17 protein-coding genes (1 of these 17 cut by a window edge) are annotated in these 14,257 nt (G+C 58.3%); 8 read left to right on the top strand and 9 right to left on the bottom strand.

Going from position 1 to position 14,257, the window contains the following annotated elements:
- The first annotated feature begins 33 nt into the window (after positions 1-33).
- From ACRRSD_RS12425 to ACRRSD_RS12410, 4 genes are all read left to right on the top strand, one after another.
- The gene (locus ACRRSD_RS12425; RefSeq protein ID WP_038363368.1) at positions 34-627 is read left to right on the top strand and encodes an aminodeoxychorismate/anthranilate synthase component II; all 594 of its coding nucleotides are present in this window, start codon (positions 34-36) and stop codon (positions 625-627) included.
- 9 nt (positions 628-636) lie between these two features.
- On the top strand, positions 637-1,686 hold the full coding sequence (trpD, locus tag ACRRSD_RS12420) for an anthranilate phosphoribosyltransferase (protein WP_435038213.1): 1,050 nt from the start codon (positions 637-639) through the stop codon (positions 1,684-1,686).
- Entirely contained in the window at positions 1,683-2,519 is an 837-nt protein-coding gene (trpC, locus tag ACRRSD_RS12415; protein WP_435038212.1) for an indole-3-glycerol phosphate synthase TrpC, read from the top strand. Before trpD ends, trpC begins: the two co-directional genes overlap by 4 nt.
- A 135-nt stretch (positions 2,520-2,654) precedes the next feature.
- Complete coding sequence (locus ACRRSD_RS12410; protein ID WP_435038211.1) at positions 2,655-3,353, top strand: lipoate--protein ligase family protein; 699 nt, start codon at positions 2,655-2,657, stop codon at positions 3,351-3,353.
- Here the strand turns inward: ACRRSD_RS12410 and crp are convergent.
- Positions 3,350-3,994 (bottom strand): cAMP-activated global transcriptional regulator CRP, encoded by a 645-nt coding sequence (gene crp / locus ACRRSD_RS12405; protein WP_095122650.1) that lies wholly within the window; start codon positions 3,992-3,994, stop codon positions 3,350-3,352. The two genes, ACRRSD_RS12410 and crp, sit on opposite strands and share 4 nt — an antisense overlap.
- Before the next feature lie 236 nt (positions 3,995-4,230).
- Between crp and ACRRSD_RS12400 the strand changes: the two genes are divergently transcribed.
- Together ACRRSD_RS12400 and speD are read left to right on the top strand one after the other, a co-directional pair.
- Positions 4,231-4,653: an OsmC family protein gene (locus ACRRSD_RS12400; RefSeq protein WP_435038210.1), complete on the top strand. Its 423-nt coding sequence runs from the start codon at positions 4,231-4,233 to the stop codon at positions 4,651-4,653.
- Between the two features lie 237 nt (positions 4,654-4,890).
- Entirely contained in the window at positions 4,891-5,685 is a 795-nt protein-coding gene (gene speD / locus ACRRSD_RS12395; RefSeq protein WP_024014530.1) for an adenosylmethionine decarboxylase, read from the top strand.
- 119 nt (positions 5,686-5,804) lie between these two features.
- On the opposite strand, the gene coq7 is transcribed toward speD, so the two are convergent.
- The 6 genes from coq7 to hemJ all read right to left on the bottom strand — a co-directional run bounded on the left by coq7 (position 5,805) and on the right by hemJ (position 10,380).
- Positions 5,805-6,452: a 2-polyprenyl-3-methyl-6-methoxy-1,4-benzoquinone monooxygenase gene (coq7, locus tag ACRRSD_RS12390; RefSeq protein ID WP_435038208.1), complete on the bottom strand. Its 648-nt coding sequence runs from the start codon at positions 6,450-6,452 to the stop codon at positions 5,805-5,807.
- Between the two features lie 198 nt (positions 6,453-6,650).
- Positions 6,651-6,989, bottom strand: coding sequence for a histidine triad nucleotide-binding protein (locus ACRRSD_RS12385; RefSeq protein ID WP_182402700.1), 339 nt, complete (start codon positions 6,987-6,989; stop codon positions 6,651-6,653).
- 81 nt (positions 6,990-7,070) lie between these two features.
- On the bottom strand, positions 7,071-7,859 hold the full coding sequence (locus ACRRSD_RS12380) for an SDR family NAD(P)-dependent oxidoreductase (protein WP_034155108.1): 789 nt from the start codon (positions 7,857-7,859) through the stop codon (positions 7,071-7,073).
- Positions 7,860-7,920: 61 nt separating this feature from the next.
- Positions 7,921-8,871, bottom strand: coding sequence for a DUF805 domain-containing protein (locus ACRRSD_RS12375; protein ID WP_435038207.1), 951 nt, complete (start codon positions 8,869-8,871; stop codon positions 7,921-7,923).
- 78 nt (positions 8,872-8,949) lie between these two features.
- Positions 8,950-9,918 carry an NAD(P)H-dependent flavin oxidoreductase gene (locus tag ACRRSD_RS12370; RefSeq protein ID WP_435038206.1) on the bottom strand — a complete coding sequence of 323 codons (969 nt, stop codon included), beginning with the start codon at positions 9,916-9,918 and terminating at the stop codon, positions 8,950-8,952.
- Positions 9,919-9,951: 33 nt separating this feature from the next.
- On the bottom strand, positions 9,952-10,380 hold the full coding sequence (gene hemJ, locus ACRRSD_RS12365) for a protoporphyrinogen oxidase HemJ (protein ID WP_053124346.1): 429 nt from the start codon (positions 10,378-10,380) through the stop codon (positions 9,952-9,954).
- Between the two features lie 133 nt (positions 10,381-10,513).
- Between hemJ and argC the strand changes: the two genes are divergently transcribed.
- Together argC and erpA are read left to right on the top strand one after the other, a co-directional pair.
- Entirely contained in the window at positions 10,514-11,548 is a 1,035-nt protein-coding gene (gene argC / locus ACRRSD_RS12360; RefSeq protein WP_134177989.1) for an N-acetyl-gamma-glutamyl-phosphate reductase, read from the top strand.
- 168 nt (positions 11,549-11,716) lie between these two features.
- Positions 11,717-12,067: an iron-sulfur cluster insertion protein ErpA gene (erpA, locus tag ACRRSD_RS12355; protein WP_008077999.1), complete on the top strand. Its 351-nt coding sequence runs from the start codon at positions 11,717-11,719 to the stop codon at positions 12,065-12,067.
- Positions 12,068-12,135: 68 nt separating this feature from the next.
- On the opposite strand, the gene ACRRSD_RS12350 is transcribed toward erpA, so the two are convergent.
- Both ACRRSD_RS12350 and ACRRSD_RS12345 read right to left on the bottom strand, forming a co-directional pair.
- Positions 12,136-13,227: an anhydro-N-acetylmuramic acid kinase gene (locus ACRRSD_RS12350; RefSeq protein ID WP_435038205.1), complete on the bottom strand. Its 1,092-nt coding sequence runs from the start codon at positions 13,225-13,227 to the stop codon at positions 12,136-12,138.
- Positions 13,228-13,230: 3 nt separating this feature from the next.
- Positions 13,231-14,257, bottom strand: partial view of a peptidoglycan DD-metalloendopeptidase family protein gene (locus tag ACRRSD_RS12345; RefSeq protein ID WP_435038204.1) — the 3' portion only. 392 nt of this gene lie beyond the right edge of the window; 1,027 of the gene's 1,419 nt are visible here — the last part of the coding sequence; its start codon lies beyond the right edge, outside the window; its stop codon occupies positions 13,231-13,233.

Genomic DNA, 14,257 nt, shown 5'->3' with positions numbered 1-14,257 from the left:
TTTCAAATCAGAATTCAAGAGGTTCGACACGCCATGTTGCTGATGATCGACAACTACGACTCCTTTACTTACAACGTTGTGCAATACCTCGGCGAGCTGGGTGCCGAAGTCAAAGTGGTGCGCAACGATGAACTGACCATCGCTGAAATCGAAGCCCTCAAGCCTGAGCGCATCGTGGTTTCCCCCGGTCCTTGCACGCCGACTGAAGCCGGCATCTCCATCGAAGCCATCAAACACTTCGCCGGCAAGCTGCCGATCCTCGGTGTCTGCCTTGGCCATCAGTCCATCGGCCAGGCGTTTGGCGGCGACGTGGTGCGCGCCCGCCAAGTGATGCACGGTAAGACTAGTCCGGTATTCCACGAGGACAAGGGCGTTTTCCAGGGTCTGAATCATCCGTTGACGGTTACCCGTTACCATTCGCTGATCGTCAAGCACGACACTTTGCCTGATTGCCTGGAGCTGACCGCGTGGACCCAGCACGATGACGGTTCGGTCGACGAAATCATGGGCCTTCGTCACAAGACCCTGAACATTGAGGGCGTACAGTTCCACCCCGAGTCGATCCTGACCGAGCAGGGCCATGAACTGTTTGCCAACTTCCTCAAACAAACCGGCGGCACGCGCTAAGGACTTCCCATGAATATCAAGACAGCCCTGAGCCGTATCGTCGAGCACCTCGACCTCAGCACCGATGAAATGCGCGATGTGATGCGCGAAATCATGACCGGTCAATGCACCGACGCGCAGATCGGCGCGTTCATGATGGCCATGCGTATGAAGAGCGAGAGCATCGACGAGATCGTCGGCGCTGTGTCGGTGATGCGTGAGCTGGCCGACCTGGTTGAGCTGAAGACTCTCGACGGCGTGGTCGATGTGGTCGGTACCGGTGGTGACGGCGCGAACATCTTCAACGTGTCGACCGCTTCTTCCTTTGTTGTCGCCGCTGCCGGGTGCACCGTCGCCAAACACGGCAACCGAGCGGTCTCGGGCAAGAGCGGCAGCGCCGACTTGCTCGAAGCCGCCGGCATTTATCTGAACCTGACGCCGGTGCAGGTTGCGCGTTGCATCGACAACGTTGGCATCGGTTTCATGTTCGCCCAGACCCATCACAAAGCCATGAAGTACGCCGCCGGCCCGCGCCGCGATCTCGGCCTGCGTACGCTATTCAACATGCTCGGCCCGCTTACGAATCCGGCCGGTGTAAAGCATCAGGTAGTGGGCGTATTCAACAAGGCGTTGTGCCGGCCATTGGCCGAAGTCTTGCAGCGTCTGGGCAGCAAGCATGTGCTGGTGGTGCATTCGAAGGACGGTCTGGATGAGTTCAGTCTCGCCGCGCCGACTTTTGTCGCCGAGCTGAAGAACAATGAGATCAGCGAATATTGGGTCGAGCCGGAAGACCTCGGCATGAAAAGCCAGAGCCTGCACGGCTTGTCGGTCGACGGCCCGGAAGCCTCGCTGGCGCTGATCCGCGATGCCCTCGGCAAGCGCAAAACCGAAAACGGCCAGAAAGCCGCCGAAATGATTGTGCTCAATGCCGGTGCAGCGCTGTATGCCGCTGACCTGGCCAGCAGTTTGAAACAGGGCGTCGAGCTTGCACACGACGCGCTGCACACCGGTCTCGCTCGGGAAAAACTCGAGGAGCTGGGTGCCTTTACCGCGGTATTCAGAGTGGAGAATGAGGGATGAGTGTACCGACGGTTCTGGAAAACATTCTGGCACGCAAAGTTCAGGAAGTCGCCGAGCGTAGTGCCCGCGTCAGCCTGAGCGAGCTGGAAAGTCTGGCCAAGGCGGCCGATGCACCCCGTGGTTTTGCCCAGGCATTGCTGGCGCAGGCGAAGAAAAAACAGCCTGCGGTGATTGCCGAAATCAAAAAGGCTTCGCCAAGCAAAGGCGTGATCCGCGAGAACTTCGTTCCCGCCGACATCGCCAAAAGCTACGAGAAGGGTGGGGCGACCTGTCTTTCCGTACTGACCGACATCGACTACTTCCAGGGCGCCGATGCGTACCTGCAACAGGCCCGTGCCGCGTGCAGTCTGCCGGTGATCCGCAAGGATTTCATGATCGATCCTTACCAGATCGTTGAAGCCCGTGCGCTGGGCGCCGACTGCGTGCTGTTGATCGTCTCCGCACTGGATGACGTGAAAATGGCCGAGCTGGCCGCCATCGCCAAAAGCGTCGGTCTTGATGTGCTGGTGGAAGTACACGATGGCGATGAGCTGGAGCGCGCCTTGAAAACCCTCGACACACCACTGGTCGGGGTCAACAACCGTAATCTGCACACCTTCGAAGTCAGCCTGGAAACCACCCTCGACCTGCTGCCGCGCATTCCGCGTGATCGTCTGGTAATTACCGAGAGCGGTATTCTCAATCGCGCCGATGTCGAATTGATGGAAATCAGCGACGTGTATTCGTTCCTGGTCGGCGAAGCATTCATGCGTGCGGAGAATCCGGGCACTGAACTGCAGCGACTGTTCTTCCCGGAGCGTGGCGTGTCGATCAGCGGTTCGACTCTCGACTGATTGCCGTTAGACCGAGTCGACTGCTTCGCGAGCAGGCTCGCTCCCACATGAACATGCATTCCAAATGTGGGAGCGAGCCTGCTCGCGAAGGGTTCATCGAAACCTCTGAAGTTTTCCATATTGCCGGAGCCCTCCATGTCCCTGCCAACCCCGCTGACCATCGAAGCCGGTCTGCAAGCCGAACAGGATTTGCTGGCCTCGGTCTGCGCCGGTGACTCGGAGTTCGGTCTGCTGTTCTGGCAGCCCAGCGATCGCGCCCTGGTCATGCCGCGCCGCCTCAATCGTCTTCCCGGTTTCGACCACGCCTGTGAAGTCTCCGCCGCCGCCGGCTGGCCCGTCCTGCTACGCGAAACCGGTGGCGAACCCGTCCCACAATCAGCCGCCACTATCAACATCGCCCTGGTCTACGCGCCACCGCGCAGCGAAGGCGACCTCAATCGCATCGAGACCGGCTACCGTCGCCTGTGCGATCCGATCTGTCAGCTGCTGGATGAATTGGGCGGCACATCATCGTTGGGCGAAATCGACGGCGCGTTCTGCGACGGTCGCTTCAACGTCAATCTCGACGGCCGCAAAATGGTCGGTACTGCCCAGCGCTGGCGTCAGAGTCAGGGCGGACAGCGTCCGGTTGGTCTGGTGCACGGGGCGATGCTGATGGATAACGAGCGTGAATCGATGGTCGCGGCGGTCAATCGCTTCAACGAAGCCTGTGGCCTGGAGCAGCGGGTGCGTGCGCAAAGCCACATCGGTCTGCATGAAAAATTCAACGCGCCACAGGCTTTGGCGCGTCTGGATGAGCTGTTTCGTTTGATGCTGGCGCAGATGTACGCTTAGCGGGTACCAAAGACCACCATGGTCTTGCCTTTCACATCGACCAGGTTGCGCTCTTCAAGATCCTTGAGGACGCGCCCGACCATCTCCCGCGAACAACCGACAATCCGCCCGATTTCCTGTCGGGTCACCTTGATCTGCATGCCATCCGGGTGCGTCATCGCATCTGGCTGCTTGCACAACTCCAGCAGGCAGCGGGCAACACGACCGGTTACGTCGAAGAACGCCAGGTCGCCGACCTTGCGCGTGGTGTTGCGCAGGCGTTGTGCGATTTGTCCGCTGAGTACGTAAAGAATGTCTGGATCCTGCTGCGACAATTCGCGGAACTTGGCGTAGCTGATTTCCGCCGTTTCACATTCGACCTTGGCCCGCACCCAAGCGCTGCGCTGCTGTTCCTGACCCGCCTGTTCGAACAGGCCCAGCTCACCAAAGAAATCCCCGGCGTTGAGGTAGGCGATGATCATTTCGCGACCGTCGTCGTCCTCGATCAGGATTGTCACCGAGCCCTTGATGATGAAGTACAGCGTATCCGAACGATCGCCCGCACAGATGATGTTGCTCTTGGCCGCATGGCGACGGCGCTGACAATGCATCAACAGCTTGTCGAGATTCTTGATTTTGGGTGTGGGGGTAATAGCAACCATGGTTGTATCCCGAAAAGACTGCACGGTGATGTTTGATTTTTTTATGAGGCGCTGAAGGCGGTCGCTACACAGCTGACATGGGCGCCAGCGAATTGGCGCCAGCTTAACAGACACTTCGTCGAAAATTCGAGAAATTACCTACAGCGCAGAAGCATCTGTCCTAGGAATGTCACCCGCTGTGCGGACAAAACCCTGTGCTAAGCTGGCGACCCTTTTTTTACAGTGGAGTCTGGGCGATGAAGGCACGCATCCAATGGGCTGGCGAAGCCATGTTCCTCGGCGAATCCGGCAGCGGTCATGTCGTGGTCATGGACGGTCCGCCGGACGCCGGTGGTCGTAATCTGGGTGTTCGCCCGATGGAAATGCTTCTGCTGGGCGTTGGCGGTTGCAGCAACTTCGACGTGGTCAGCATTCTGAAGAAGTCCCGCCAGGCCGTGGAAAGCTGCGAAGCCTTCCTGGAAGCCGAGCGCGCGACCCAAGATCCGAAGGTGTTCACCAAGATTCACATGCATTTCGTGGTCAAGGGCCGTGGCTTGAAAGAAGCCCAGGTCAAACGCGCGATCGAGCTGTCCGCCGAGAAGTATTGCTCGGCTTCGATCATGCTCGGCGCGGCTGGTGTGGCGATTACTCACGATTACGAAATCGTCGAACTCGGTTGAACCGACATTCAACTATCATAAAAGCAGTGCAGACTCTGGCGATCCCCCGCTGACGTCTGCATAATGCGCCACTTTTTTCAGGGCAGTGATCGGTCAGCCGATGGATCAGCCGCCTGAACAGATAACCAAAATCGCCATCGCGAAGAGGTGTTAACCGTCCTACGCAGGTGCGTTGTTCGCACTTGACGGGCATGCTTGATCACGCGGCCGGGCCGCATACATAGAGAGTTTTTAACGGTGAAAAGCAAACTCAAGCTCCACGGGTTCAATAACCTGACAAAGACCTTGAGCTTCAACATCTATGACATCTGCTACGCGGAAACCCCGCAAGACCAGCAGGCTTACGTCGAGTACATCAATCAAGAGTACAACGCGAAACGCCTGACGCAGATTCTCACAGAAGTTGTCGAGATCATTGGTGCCAACATCCTGAACATTGCCAGTCAGGACTATGAACCTCAGGGCGCCAGCGTCACGATTCTGATTTCTGAAGAGCCGGTAACCCCGACTGACAGCCAGATTGAAGAGTCGCCGGGCCCATTGCCCGAAATTATCCTGGCCCACCTCGACAAGAGTCATATCACGGTGCATACCTACCCGGAGATCCATCCGGACGACGGTATTGCGACCTTCCGTGTGGACATCGATGTGTCGACTTGTGGTGTCATTTCACCGCTTAAAGCGCTCAATTTCCTCATTCACCAGTTCGATTCGGACATCGTGACTGTGGATTATCGTGTGCGCGGCTTCACCCGTGACGTTGAAGGCAACAAGCACTTCATCGATCACGAGATCAACTCGATTCAGAACTACCTTTCCGAAGACACCCGCGACGCGTACCAGATGACCGACGTGAACGTGTACCAGGAAAACCTGTTCCACACCAAAATGCTGCTGAAGAACTTCGAACTGGATAACTACCTGTTCGGCGACGCCACCAGCAACCTGTCCCCCGAGCAGCGTGCTCAGGTGACCGACCGGGTGAAACACGAAATGCTCGAAATCTTCTACGCGCGCAACATGCCGACCTAAGATTCACGAGCACAAAAAAAGGCGACTACTTTGCGGTAGTCGCCTTTTTTATTGCTGGAATAAAGAACCCTGTAGGCCTTCGCCTGCTCGCGATAAGGCCCTCAGCACCAACACAGGCCTCAAATCCGATAAGTACTCTTGGTCATCACCTTGGCCAGAATACTCATCCCGAACTTCACCGGCGCCGGAAAACGGAACCCGCCAGCCTCCAGTGCACTTTCGGCATGGTGTTCTTCATCAATGCGCATCTGCTCCAGAATCGCCCGGGACTTCTCGTCCTCTGCTGGCAATTGCTCCAGGTGTTCATTCAGATGTTTGCACACCTGATGTTCGGTCGCCGCAACAAAACCGAGGCTGACTTTGTCGCTGATCAGCCCGGCCACCGCGCCAATCCCGAACGACATCCCGTAAAACAGAGGATTGAGCACACTGGTATGGCTGCCCAACTGGTGAATGCGCTGTTCGCACCACACAAGATGATCAATCTCCTCTTCGGCGGCGTGCTCCATGGCCTCGCGCACCTGAGGTAGCTTGGCGGTCAGCGCTTGCCCCTGATACAGCGCCTGGGCGCAGACTTCACCGGTATGGTTGATGCGCATCAGGCCGGCGACGTGGCGGGTGTCTTCGTCGCTCATTTGCATTTCCGGTTGCAGAATCGCGGGCGACGGACGGTACGGCTGGCCGCTGAAGGGCAGCAGGGTTCGCATCGCAGTATCGGCTTGCAGCAGAAGACGGTCAATTGGCGAGTAGTGACGTTGGGTAGTCATGCTGACCTCCGGGAAGAATCTCGGCGGCCAGTTTAACCGAATCGGCCGGGGAAGGTTTGCGCTGGGTCATTTGCTGCGCGTGATGCGCTTTATGTAGGAGCTGCCGAAGGCTGCGATCTTTTGATTCTGTTTTTGATACCTCGAAGATCAAAAGATCGTAGCCTGCGGCAGGTCCTACACACAGGTCGCGGCGAGCCCTTAACCCGGTGGCCAGTTCATCTGACGCTGACCGAGTACGTGCATATGAATGTGGTAGACGGTCTGCCCACCCTTTTCATTGCAGTTCATCACCACGCGGAAACCTTCCTCGCAGCCCAGTTCCAGCGCCAGACGCTGCGCAGTGAACAGGATATGCCCGGCCAGTGCCTTGTCGTCTTCGGTCAGGTCATTGAGGGTGCGTACCGGTTTTTTCGGGATGACCAGAAAATGCACCGGTGCCTGAGGGGCGATGTCGTGGAACGCCAGAACCTGGTCGTCCTCGTAAATGATCTGGGCCGGGATTTCCCGGTTGATGATCTTGGTGAACAGAGTATCCACTGCTGTTTTCTCCGTTGTTTGGGCTGGTCTGAGTGTACGCAGGGCGGCTTATCCCGCCCAGTGTTTTACCTGTAGGGCATTTCAGCGCGGGCAGTAAGCCTTGTTGACCATGCCGACAATGGTGCGATTAAGCCAGCGCGAACCGAGTCGCGGCAAAAAGGCGAACCAGCGGTTGCGGCGCCCCGGGATGATGATCGCTCGGTTCTTGTCGAGGGCGCGCACGGTGTACAGCGCAACTTCTTCCGGGCTCATCAGCAATTTGCTGTCTTTGAGTTTGTCGCTGTTCAGTTGCGCCGTTCGGAAAAATGCCGTGCGCGTCGGGCCGGGGCAAAGCACCGAAACCTTCACAGCACTCTGTTTGAGTTCTACTCGCAAGGCTTCGGAGAAGTGCAGAACATAGGCCTTGCTGGCGTAATAAGTGCTCATCCACGGGCCGGGATTGAACGCGGCCACCGAAGCAACGTTGAGGATCTGCCCGCCACCCTGCAGCGCCATGCTGTTGCCGATCGCGTGGCACAGGCGGGTGAGGGCGAGGATGTTCACTTCGATCAGGTCCTGCTCGGTCATCCAGTCCTGCGCGAGAAATGGGCCGCAGGTGCCAATGCCTGCGCAGTTCACCAGCAAGTCGATCTGCCGGTCGCCTTCTTCCAGCTCCAGCAAAAAACCGGACAGGCGCAACGGCTCGCCCAGATCGCAGGCGCGGAACAGCACTTCAACACCGAAGCGTTGGGTTAACTCTATTGCAATACTTTCCAGCTGATCACGTTGTCGTGCCACCAGAATCAGGCTACGGCCGCGCCGGGCCAGCGCTTCGGCCATGGCCAGGCCGATGCCGCTGGAGGCGCCGGTGATCAGTGCGTAACGGGTCATGCAATTCTCCATCGCAACAGCTCCGCGCCGTCGACGCGGGTGTCACGGCGGGGAGCGCTGTTCATTCTTTCGCAGAGTCTACAGGGGCCTGCGCCGCTTCGGCGGCTTCGTCGGCGGAATCCGCTGGCGCTTCGACCTCTACTTCGACTTCATCAGTGGTCACCGAGCCACTTTCGTAGCTGCTTTCCAGATTGCTTTCATATTCCTGCTGGATAGCCGAGATCCCGCCGAGCATTCCACCGGCAAAGATCAGCGCGAAGAACACGATCCATAGGGAGCAAAGCACTTTCACGGCGGTACTGTTTGGCGGCGGGGGAGGACCATAACGATTCGCACCGGTGTTGCCCGGTACGACCATGATCACCAGCGGGAAGAAGCTGCCCACGAACGGTACAAGGTTCAATAGCCAGAGCCAGCCCGACCAGCCGATATCGTGCAGACGCTGAACGCTGAACAGAATGCTGACAATCAGGAAAGCGATAAACAGGAAGAAGGCGAAGATCCCGCCGATGATCAGGCCGGTAGTGGAGTCGCCCGCGACCAGCCCCAGAGCCAGCAGGGCGAACACGCCAACAATCGGCAACGTCACCAGACTCAGCACCATTGTCCACGCCAGAAAGCGCAGGCGCCCGATCCTGCCTTCGACGCTGAACGGCTTGAGTGTGGCGAACGCCGGCAAGCTTTCGCCAACGCTCGCGCGAGGTGGTGCATAAGGGGAGTCAGGTTCCGCCGCTGCTGGAGCATGTTCATGAACATCGGCAAGATTCAGCTCGATGACTGTTTCCGTTTCAATGCGTGCATCGATTCCGGTCTTGCTCAGCGCTTGCAGATACGCCTGCGCATCGCTGCGGGACAAGTCACGCTTGAGTGCGACGCTGCGGCCATTGAACAGGCGCTCGATCGCGGCAACGTCACTTTTGAACAGATCCGCCAGGTTGAGTTTGGCAGTGGTGATATCGACACCGGGCTGTAGCGCGCCGTCGAACACGATCTTGTAAAGGGGTTCGCTCATGGCCGAGGCATCCTTGTCGCGAATAGATTGAAAGGTCAGCAGTGTAAGGCCAGTCCATCGGGGCTGGCCTGATTTTTCTTAGCGTGGCCAGCGTTGCGGTAGCTGGGCTGCGCGTTCCTGTGCCTGGCGATACTCGGCGTCCAGCCGTGCGATCAATTGATCCACGCTCGGCAGGTCATCGATCTGCCCTACGCCTTGACCGGCCGACCACACAGTCTTCCAGGCTTTGGCTTCATCGCTGATCGGCTTGAGCTTGTCACCGAAATTAACCTCGCCCTTGCCTTGCAGGGCGGCCATATCGAAACCGGCCGCCTCCAGGCTCTGACGCATAAAACTCGCCGGCACTCCCGACACCGCTGGAGTATGGATGATGTCCGCAGCCTTGGCTGTCAGCAGCATCTCCTTGTAGGCGTCAGGCGCATGACTTTCTGTGGTGCCGATAAATCGCGTACCGAAGTAGGCCAAATCCGCACCGAGCAGCTGTGCGGCGAGAATCTCATGGCCGTGGTTAAGACATCCTGCAAGCAGCAGGGTTTTATCGAAGAACTGGCGGATCTCGGCGATCAGTGCAAACGGACTCCAGGTCCCGGCATGTCCCCCGGCGCCGGCCGCCACGGCGATCAAACCGTCGACACCCGCCTCGGCCGCTTTCTCGGCATGTCGGCGAGTGGTGACGTCATGGAAGACCAGGCCGCCATAGCTGTGTACCGCATCGACCAGTTCCTTCACCGCGCCGAGGCTGGTGATGACTATTGGCACTTTGTGCTCGACGCAGATGTTCAGATCCGCCTGCAAGCGCGGGTTGCTGTTGTGCACGATCAGGTTCACCGCGTACGGTGCCGGGTTGTCCAGTGCCGCCAGGCCCGCTTCGATCTGCTCCAGCCAGGCTTTGAACCCGCTGCTTTCGCGCTGATTCAAGGCTGGAAAACTGCCGACCACACCGTTACGGCAGCAGGCGAGCACCAGCTCAGGGTTGGAAATCAGAAACATCGGCGCCGCGACTACAGGCAGACGCAGACGTTGTTCGAGCAAAGCGGGCAGCGACATTATGGATACCCCAAAGATCTGTAGTTGTTGAAGTTAGAACGGCTTGACCACGACCAGAATTACGATAGCCAGCAATATCAGAACCGGGACTTCATTGAACCAGCGATAAAAGACATGGCTGCGGGTGTTTTCGCCACGGGCAAAGCGTTTTACTTGCGCGCCGCACATGTGGTGGTAGCCGATCAGCAACACTACAAGGGTCAGCTTGGCGTGAATCCAGCCACCCATGCTGAAGATGCTCGGGTTGAGGTAGATCAGCCAGCCGCCGAAGATTAGCGTGGCAATCATCGCCGGGCCCATTATGCCGCGATACAGCTTGCGCTCCATGACACTGAAGCGCTCTTTGCTGATCGTGTCTTCGCTTTGCGCGTGATACACGAACAAACGCGGCAAGTAGAACAGCCCGGCAAACCAGCAAACGACGCTGACAATGTGAAAAGCTTTGATCCATAGATAGAGCATTTTTAGTTATTCCAGGTTCACGGTAAGCCGGATAGTAGAGGCTTGAGCGTCCGCACGTCACCTTGACGGTTGTCGCAGGGCCGCGCGGCCCCTATTATCGACGGCTTTCCAGTGGGTTCTTTGAGGGCAGGTTATGGTCAAGGTCGGTATCGTCGGCGGCACGGGTTACACCGGTGTCGAACTGCTGCGTCTGTTGGCGCAGCATCCGCAGGCAGAAGTGGTGGTAATCACTTCCCGATCCGAGGCCGGTCTGGCCGTGGCTGACATGTACCCGAACCTGCGCGGTCACTACGACGGCCTGGCCTTCAGCGTACCGGACATCAAAACCCTCGGCGCTTGCGACGTGGTGTTCTTCGCCACGCCGCACGGTGTGGCTCACGCATTGGCTGGTGAGTTGCTGGCTGCGGGCACCAAGGTGATCGACCTGTCGGCAGACTTCCGTCTGCAAGACGCTGAAGAGTGGGCCAAGTGGTACGGTCAGCCGCACGGCGCGCCGGAGTTGCTGGACGAGGCGGTTTACGGTCTGCCGGAAGTCAATCGCGAGCAGATCAGGAAAGCTCGCCTGATCGCCGTGCCGGGTTGCTATCCAACCGCGACGCAGCTGGGTTTCCTGCCCCTGCTTGAAGCTGGACTGGCCGATACTTCGCGTCTGATCGCCGACTGCAAATCCGGTGTCAGTGGTGCCGGTCGTGGTGCGGCTGTAGGCTCGTTGTACTCCGAGACGTCGGAAAGCATGAAGGCCTATGCGGTAAAAGGTCACCGTCACTTGCCGGAAATTCGCCAGGGTCTGCGTCGCGCAGCGGGTAAGGATGTTGGTCTGACCTTCGTTCCGCACCTGACCCCGATGATCCGTGGCATTCACTCCACGCTCTACGCGACTGTGGTTGATCGCTCAGTGGATCTGCAGGCGCTGTTCGAGAAGCGTTATGCCAACGAACCGTTCGTCGACGTGATGCCGGCCGGCAGCCATCCGGAAACCCGTAGCGTGCGTGGCGCCAACGTTTGCCGTATCGCCGTTCACCGTCCGCAGGATGGCGATCTGGTAGTGGTGCTGTCGGTGATTGATAACCTGGTCAAAGGCGCGTCGGGTCAAGCGGTGCAGAACATGAACATCCTGTTCGGGCTGGACGAGCGCTTCGGTCTGTCCCACGCCGGTATGCTGCCGTAACACTTTAAGCCGCATAGCAAAGAGGCCCGTCAAACGGGCCTTTTTGCATTGTGAACAGCTCGTCGGCTTTATTGATATACCGTAACAATAGTTGACCGATTTTCTCGGACAAGCGGATAATGCGCGTCATCACGCATTATGGCGGCGTAACGCCGGGAGAGAGTCAGCATGAGCGTCGAATCCTTCACCCCCACGGCTTTGCAATTCACCCACGGTGCGGCGCACAAGGTGAAGAGCCTGGTCGATGAAGAGGGGAATGATCGCTTGAAGCTGCGCGTATTCGTTACGGGCGGCGGTTGTTCAGGGTTTCAGTACGGCTTCACTTTCGATGAGGATGTGGCCGAGGACGACACCATCGTCGAGCGCGAAGGCGTGAGTCTGGTGGTAGATCCGATGAGCTTCCAGTACCTGGCCGGTGCTGAGGTGGACTACCAGGAAGGTCTGGAAGGTTCGCGTTTCGTGATCAAGAACCCGAACGCCACCACGACATGTGGTTGCGGGTCTTCGTTCTCGATCTGATCGCTCGCTTCAGATAACAAAACGCCGCAGAGCCTTACGGTTCTGCGGCGTTTTGCTGTGCGTGATGTTTAAGCGGGGTAGATCGCGCCCAGTACCCGCAAGCCGCGGGCGCCGGTGACGCTTGGGCGGTTGGCAGCGATGCCTTCGAGGCAGCAATGGGCCAGCCAGGCAAAGGCCATGGCCTCGACCCAGTCCGGGTCAACACCGTGAGTGGCGGTGCTGGCGACCGTTGCGTTTGGCAGCAGGTCGGCCAGACGCTTCATTAATGTGGCGTTGTGCGCGCCGCCGCCGCAGACCAGCAGTTCCTGGGTATCAGTCTGAGCGTTTTGCAGGGACTCGACGATGGTTAATGCCGTCAACTCGAGCAGCGTTGCCTGCACGTTTTCAGCAGGGAAGGTCGGTAGGCGGGAAAGATGCTGCTCCAGCCAAGGCAAGTTGAACACTTCCCGTCCGGTGCTTTTCGGGCCTTTGGTCAGGAAGAACGGGTCACTGAGTAGTGCTGCCAGCAAGGTCGGCTCAACCGTGCCGGTTTTGGCCCAGTCGCCATTGCGATCGTAATTGTTACCGAGCTGCTGGTGAATCCACGCATCCATCAGAACGTTCCCCGGTCCACAGTCGAAACCGGCTACAGGCTTTGTCGGCTCTATCAGACTGAGATTACTGAAACCGCCGACATTCAGGACTGCCTGGTTACCGGTACGCTCTTCAAACAAAGCTTCATGGAACGCAGGAACCAATGGAGCGCCTTGGCCGCCGGCGGCGACATCGCGGCTGCGGAAGTCGCTGACTACTGTGATATCGGTCAGCTCAGTCAACAGAGCGGGGTTGCCAATCTGCACAGTGAAACCTCGTGCCGGCTCATGGCGGATGGTCTGGCCGTGGCTGCCGATTGCCCGAATGTCCGGGGGGGCGAGTTTCTGCTGATCGAGGAGGGTATGAATGCCCTGCGCCGCGAGCTTTACCCAGTTCTGCTGGGCAATCGCCGAGCGGGCGATTTCGTCAGGGCCGCTGGCGCACAAGCCAAGCAGCTCTGTGCGCAGGGATTCAGGCATGGGAATGTAGTGCGTGGCGATCAGTTTGATCGCCGAGGTCTGTTCGATCAGGGCAATGTCCAGACCGTCGAGACTGGTTCCGGACATCACACCGATATAAAGAGCCATGGCTTAACGCTTGCTCGAAGCCAGCATGGTGGCCTTCTCTTGATCCATACGCGCCATCAGCGGTTGGCTCTGTGCAAGGAAGCGAGCGCGTTCGGCTTTGGCAATCGGGTCAGCCATTGGCAGCTTCTGCCCTAGCGGATCGACGTGAACGCCGTTTACCTGGAACTCATAGTGCAAGTGTGGGCCGGTCGAGAGGCCTGTGGTGCCGATGTAGCCGATGACCTGGCCTTGCTTCACGGAACCGCCAGTCTTCACGCCTTTGGCGAAGCCTTGCATGTGGCCGTAGAGCGTGCGGTAGGTGTTGCCATGCTGGATGATCACCGTGTTGCCGTAGCCACCACGACGTCCAGCCAGTAGTACTTTGCCGTCACCGGCCGCCTTGATTGGCGTACCGCGTGGCGCTGCGTAATCAACGCCTTTGTGGGCGCGGATCTTGTTGAGAATCGGGTGTTTGCGGCCCATGGAGAACTTCGAGCTGATGCGGGCGAAATCCACCGGTGTACGGATGAACGCCTTGCGCATGCTGTTGCCGTCAGCGGTGTAGTAGCTGCTGTTGCCTTGTTTATTGGTATAGCGCACGGCGGTGTAGGTCTTGCCGCGGTTGGTGAAACGGGCAGACAGGATCGGGCCATTGCCGACTGCTTTGCCGTTGACCACTTTCTGCTCGTAGATCACATCAAATTCATCGCCCTGACGGATGTCCTGAGCGAAGTCGACGTCATAGCCGAAGACGCTGGCCATATCCATGGTCAGGCTGTGGGAGAGGCCGGCACGGGCTGCGGATTGTGAAAGCGAACTGTTGATTACGCCATGGACGTAAGCTGTGCGAACGGTTGGTTTTGCGGTGATCCGGTTGAAGGCGTAACCCTTGTCATTCTTGGTCAGGGTGATGGTTTCGACGTCGCTGACCTTGCTGTGCAGGCTGGTCAGTTGGCCTTGCGGGTTCAATTCGAATTCGAGTTTCTGGCCGTGTTTGAGCTGGCTGAACTGTTTGGCTTGTTTGTCGCTGGCTAAAACCTCATGGACGGAA

This window comes from Pseudomonas neuropathica (genome assembly GCF_051174785.1).
GTDB lineage: Bacteria > Pseudomonadota > Gammaproteobacteria > Pseudomonadales > Pseudomonadaceae > Aquipseudomonas > Aquipseudomonas neuropathica_A.
Note: the sequence above shows the minus strand (reverse complement) of the source record. Positions and strands in the feature narration are given on the sequence as shown.

Excerpts from the sequence above, each read along its gene's own strand:
- crp (WP_095122650.1), bottom strand. The coding sequence starts at position 3,994 with ATGGTTGCTATTACCCCCACACCCAAAATCAAGAATCTCGACAAGCTG.
- argC (WP_134177989.1), top strand. The coding sequence starts at position 10,514 with ATGGTCAAGGTCGGTATCGTCGGCGGCACGGGTTACACCGGTGTCGAA.
- erpA (WP_008077999.1), top strand. The coding sequence starts at position 11,717 with ATGAGCGTCGAATCCTTCACCCCCACGGCTTTGCAATTCACCCACGGT.
- ACRRSD_RS12350 (WP_435038205.1), bottom strand. The coding sequence starts at position 13,227 with ATGGCTCTTTATATCGGTGTGATGTCCGGAACCAGTCTCGACGGTCTG.
- trpD (WP_435038213.1), top strand. The coding sequence starts at position 637 with ATGAATATCAAGACAGCCCTGAGCCGTATCGTCGAGCACCTCGACCTC.
- ACRRSD_RS12380 (WP_034155108.1), bottom strand. The coding sequence starts at position 7,859 with ATGACCCGTTACGCACTGATCACCGGCGCCTCCAGCGGCATCGGCCTG.
- ACRRSD_RS12370 (WP_435038206.1), bottom strand. The coding sequence starts at position 9,918 with ATGTCGCTGCCCGCTTTGCTCGAACAACGTCTGCGTCTGCCTGTAGTC.
- ACRRSD_RS12375 (WP_435038207.1), bottom strand. The coding sequence starts at position 8,871 with ATGAGCGAACCCCTTTACAAGATCGTGTTCGACGGCGCGCTACAGCCC.
- ACRRSD_RS12425 (WP_038363368.1), top strand. The coding sequence starts at position 34 with ATGTTGCTGATGATCGACAACTACGACTCCTTTACTTACAACGTTGTG.
- trpC (WP_435038212.1), top strand. The coding sequence starts at position 1,683 with ATGAGTGTACCGACGGTTCTGGAAAACATTCTGGCACGCAAAGTTCAG.
- coq7 (WP_435038208.1), bottom strand. The coding sequence starts at position 6,452 with ATGACTACCCAACGTCACTACTCGCCAATTGACCGTCTTCTGCTGCAA.
- hemJ (WP_053124346.1), bottom strand. The coding sequence starts at position 10,380 with ATGCTCTATCTATGGATCAAAGCTTTTCACATTGTCAGCGTCGTTTGC.
- ACRRSD_RS12410 (WP_435038211.1), top strand. The coding sequence starts at position 2,655 with ATGTCCCTGCCAACCCCGCTGACCATCGAAGCCGGTCTGCAAGCCGAA.
- ACRRSD_RS12400 (WP_435038210.1), top strand. The coding sequence starts at position 4,231 with ATGAAGGCACGCATCCAATGGGCTGGCGAAGCCATGTTCCTCGGCGAA.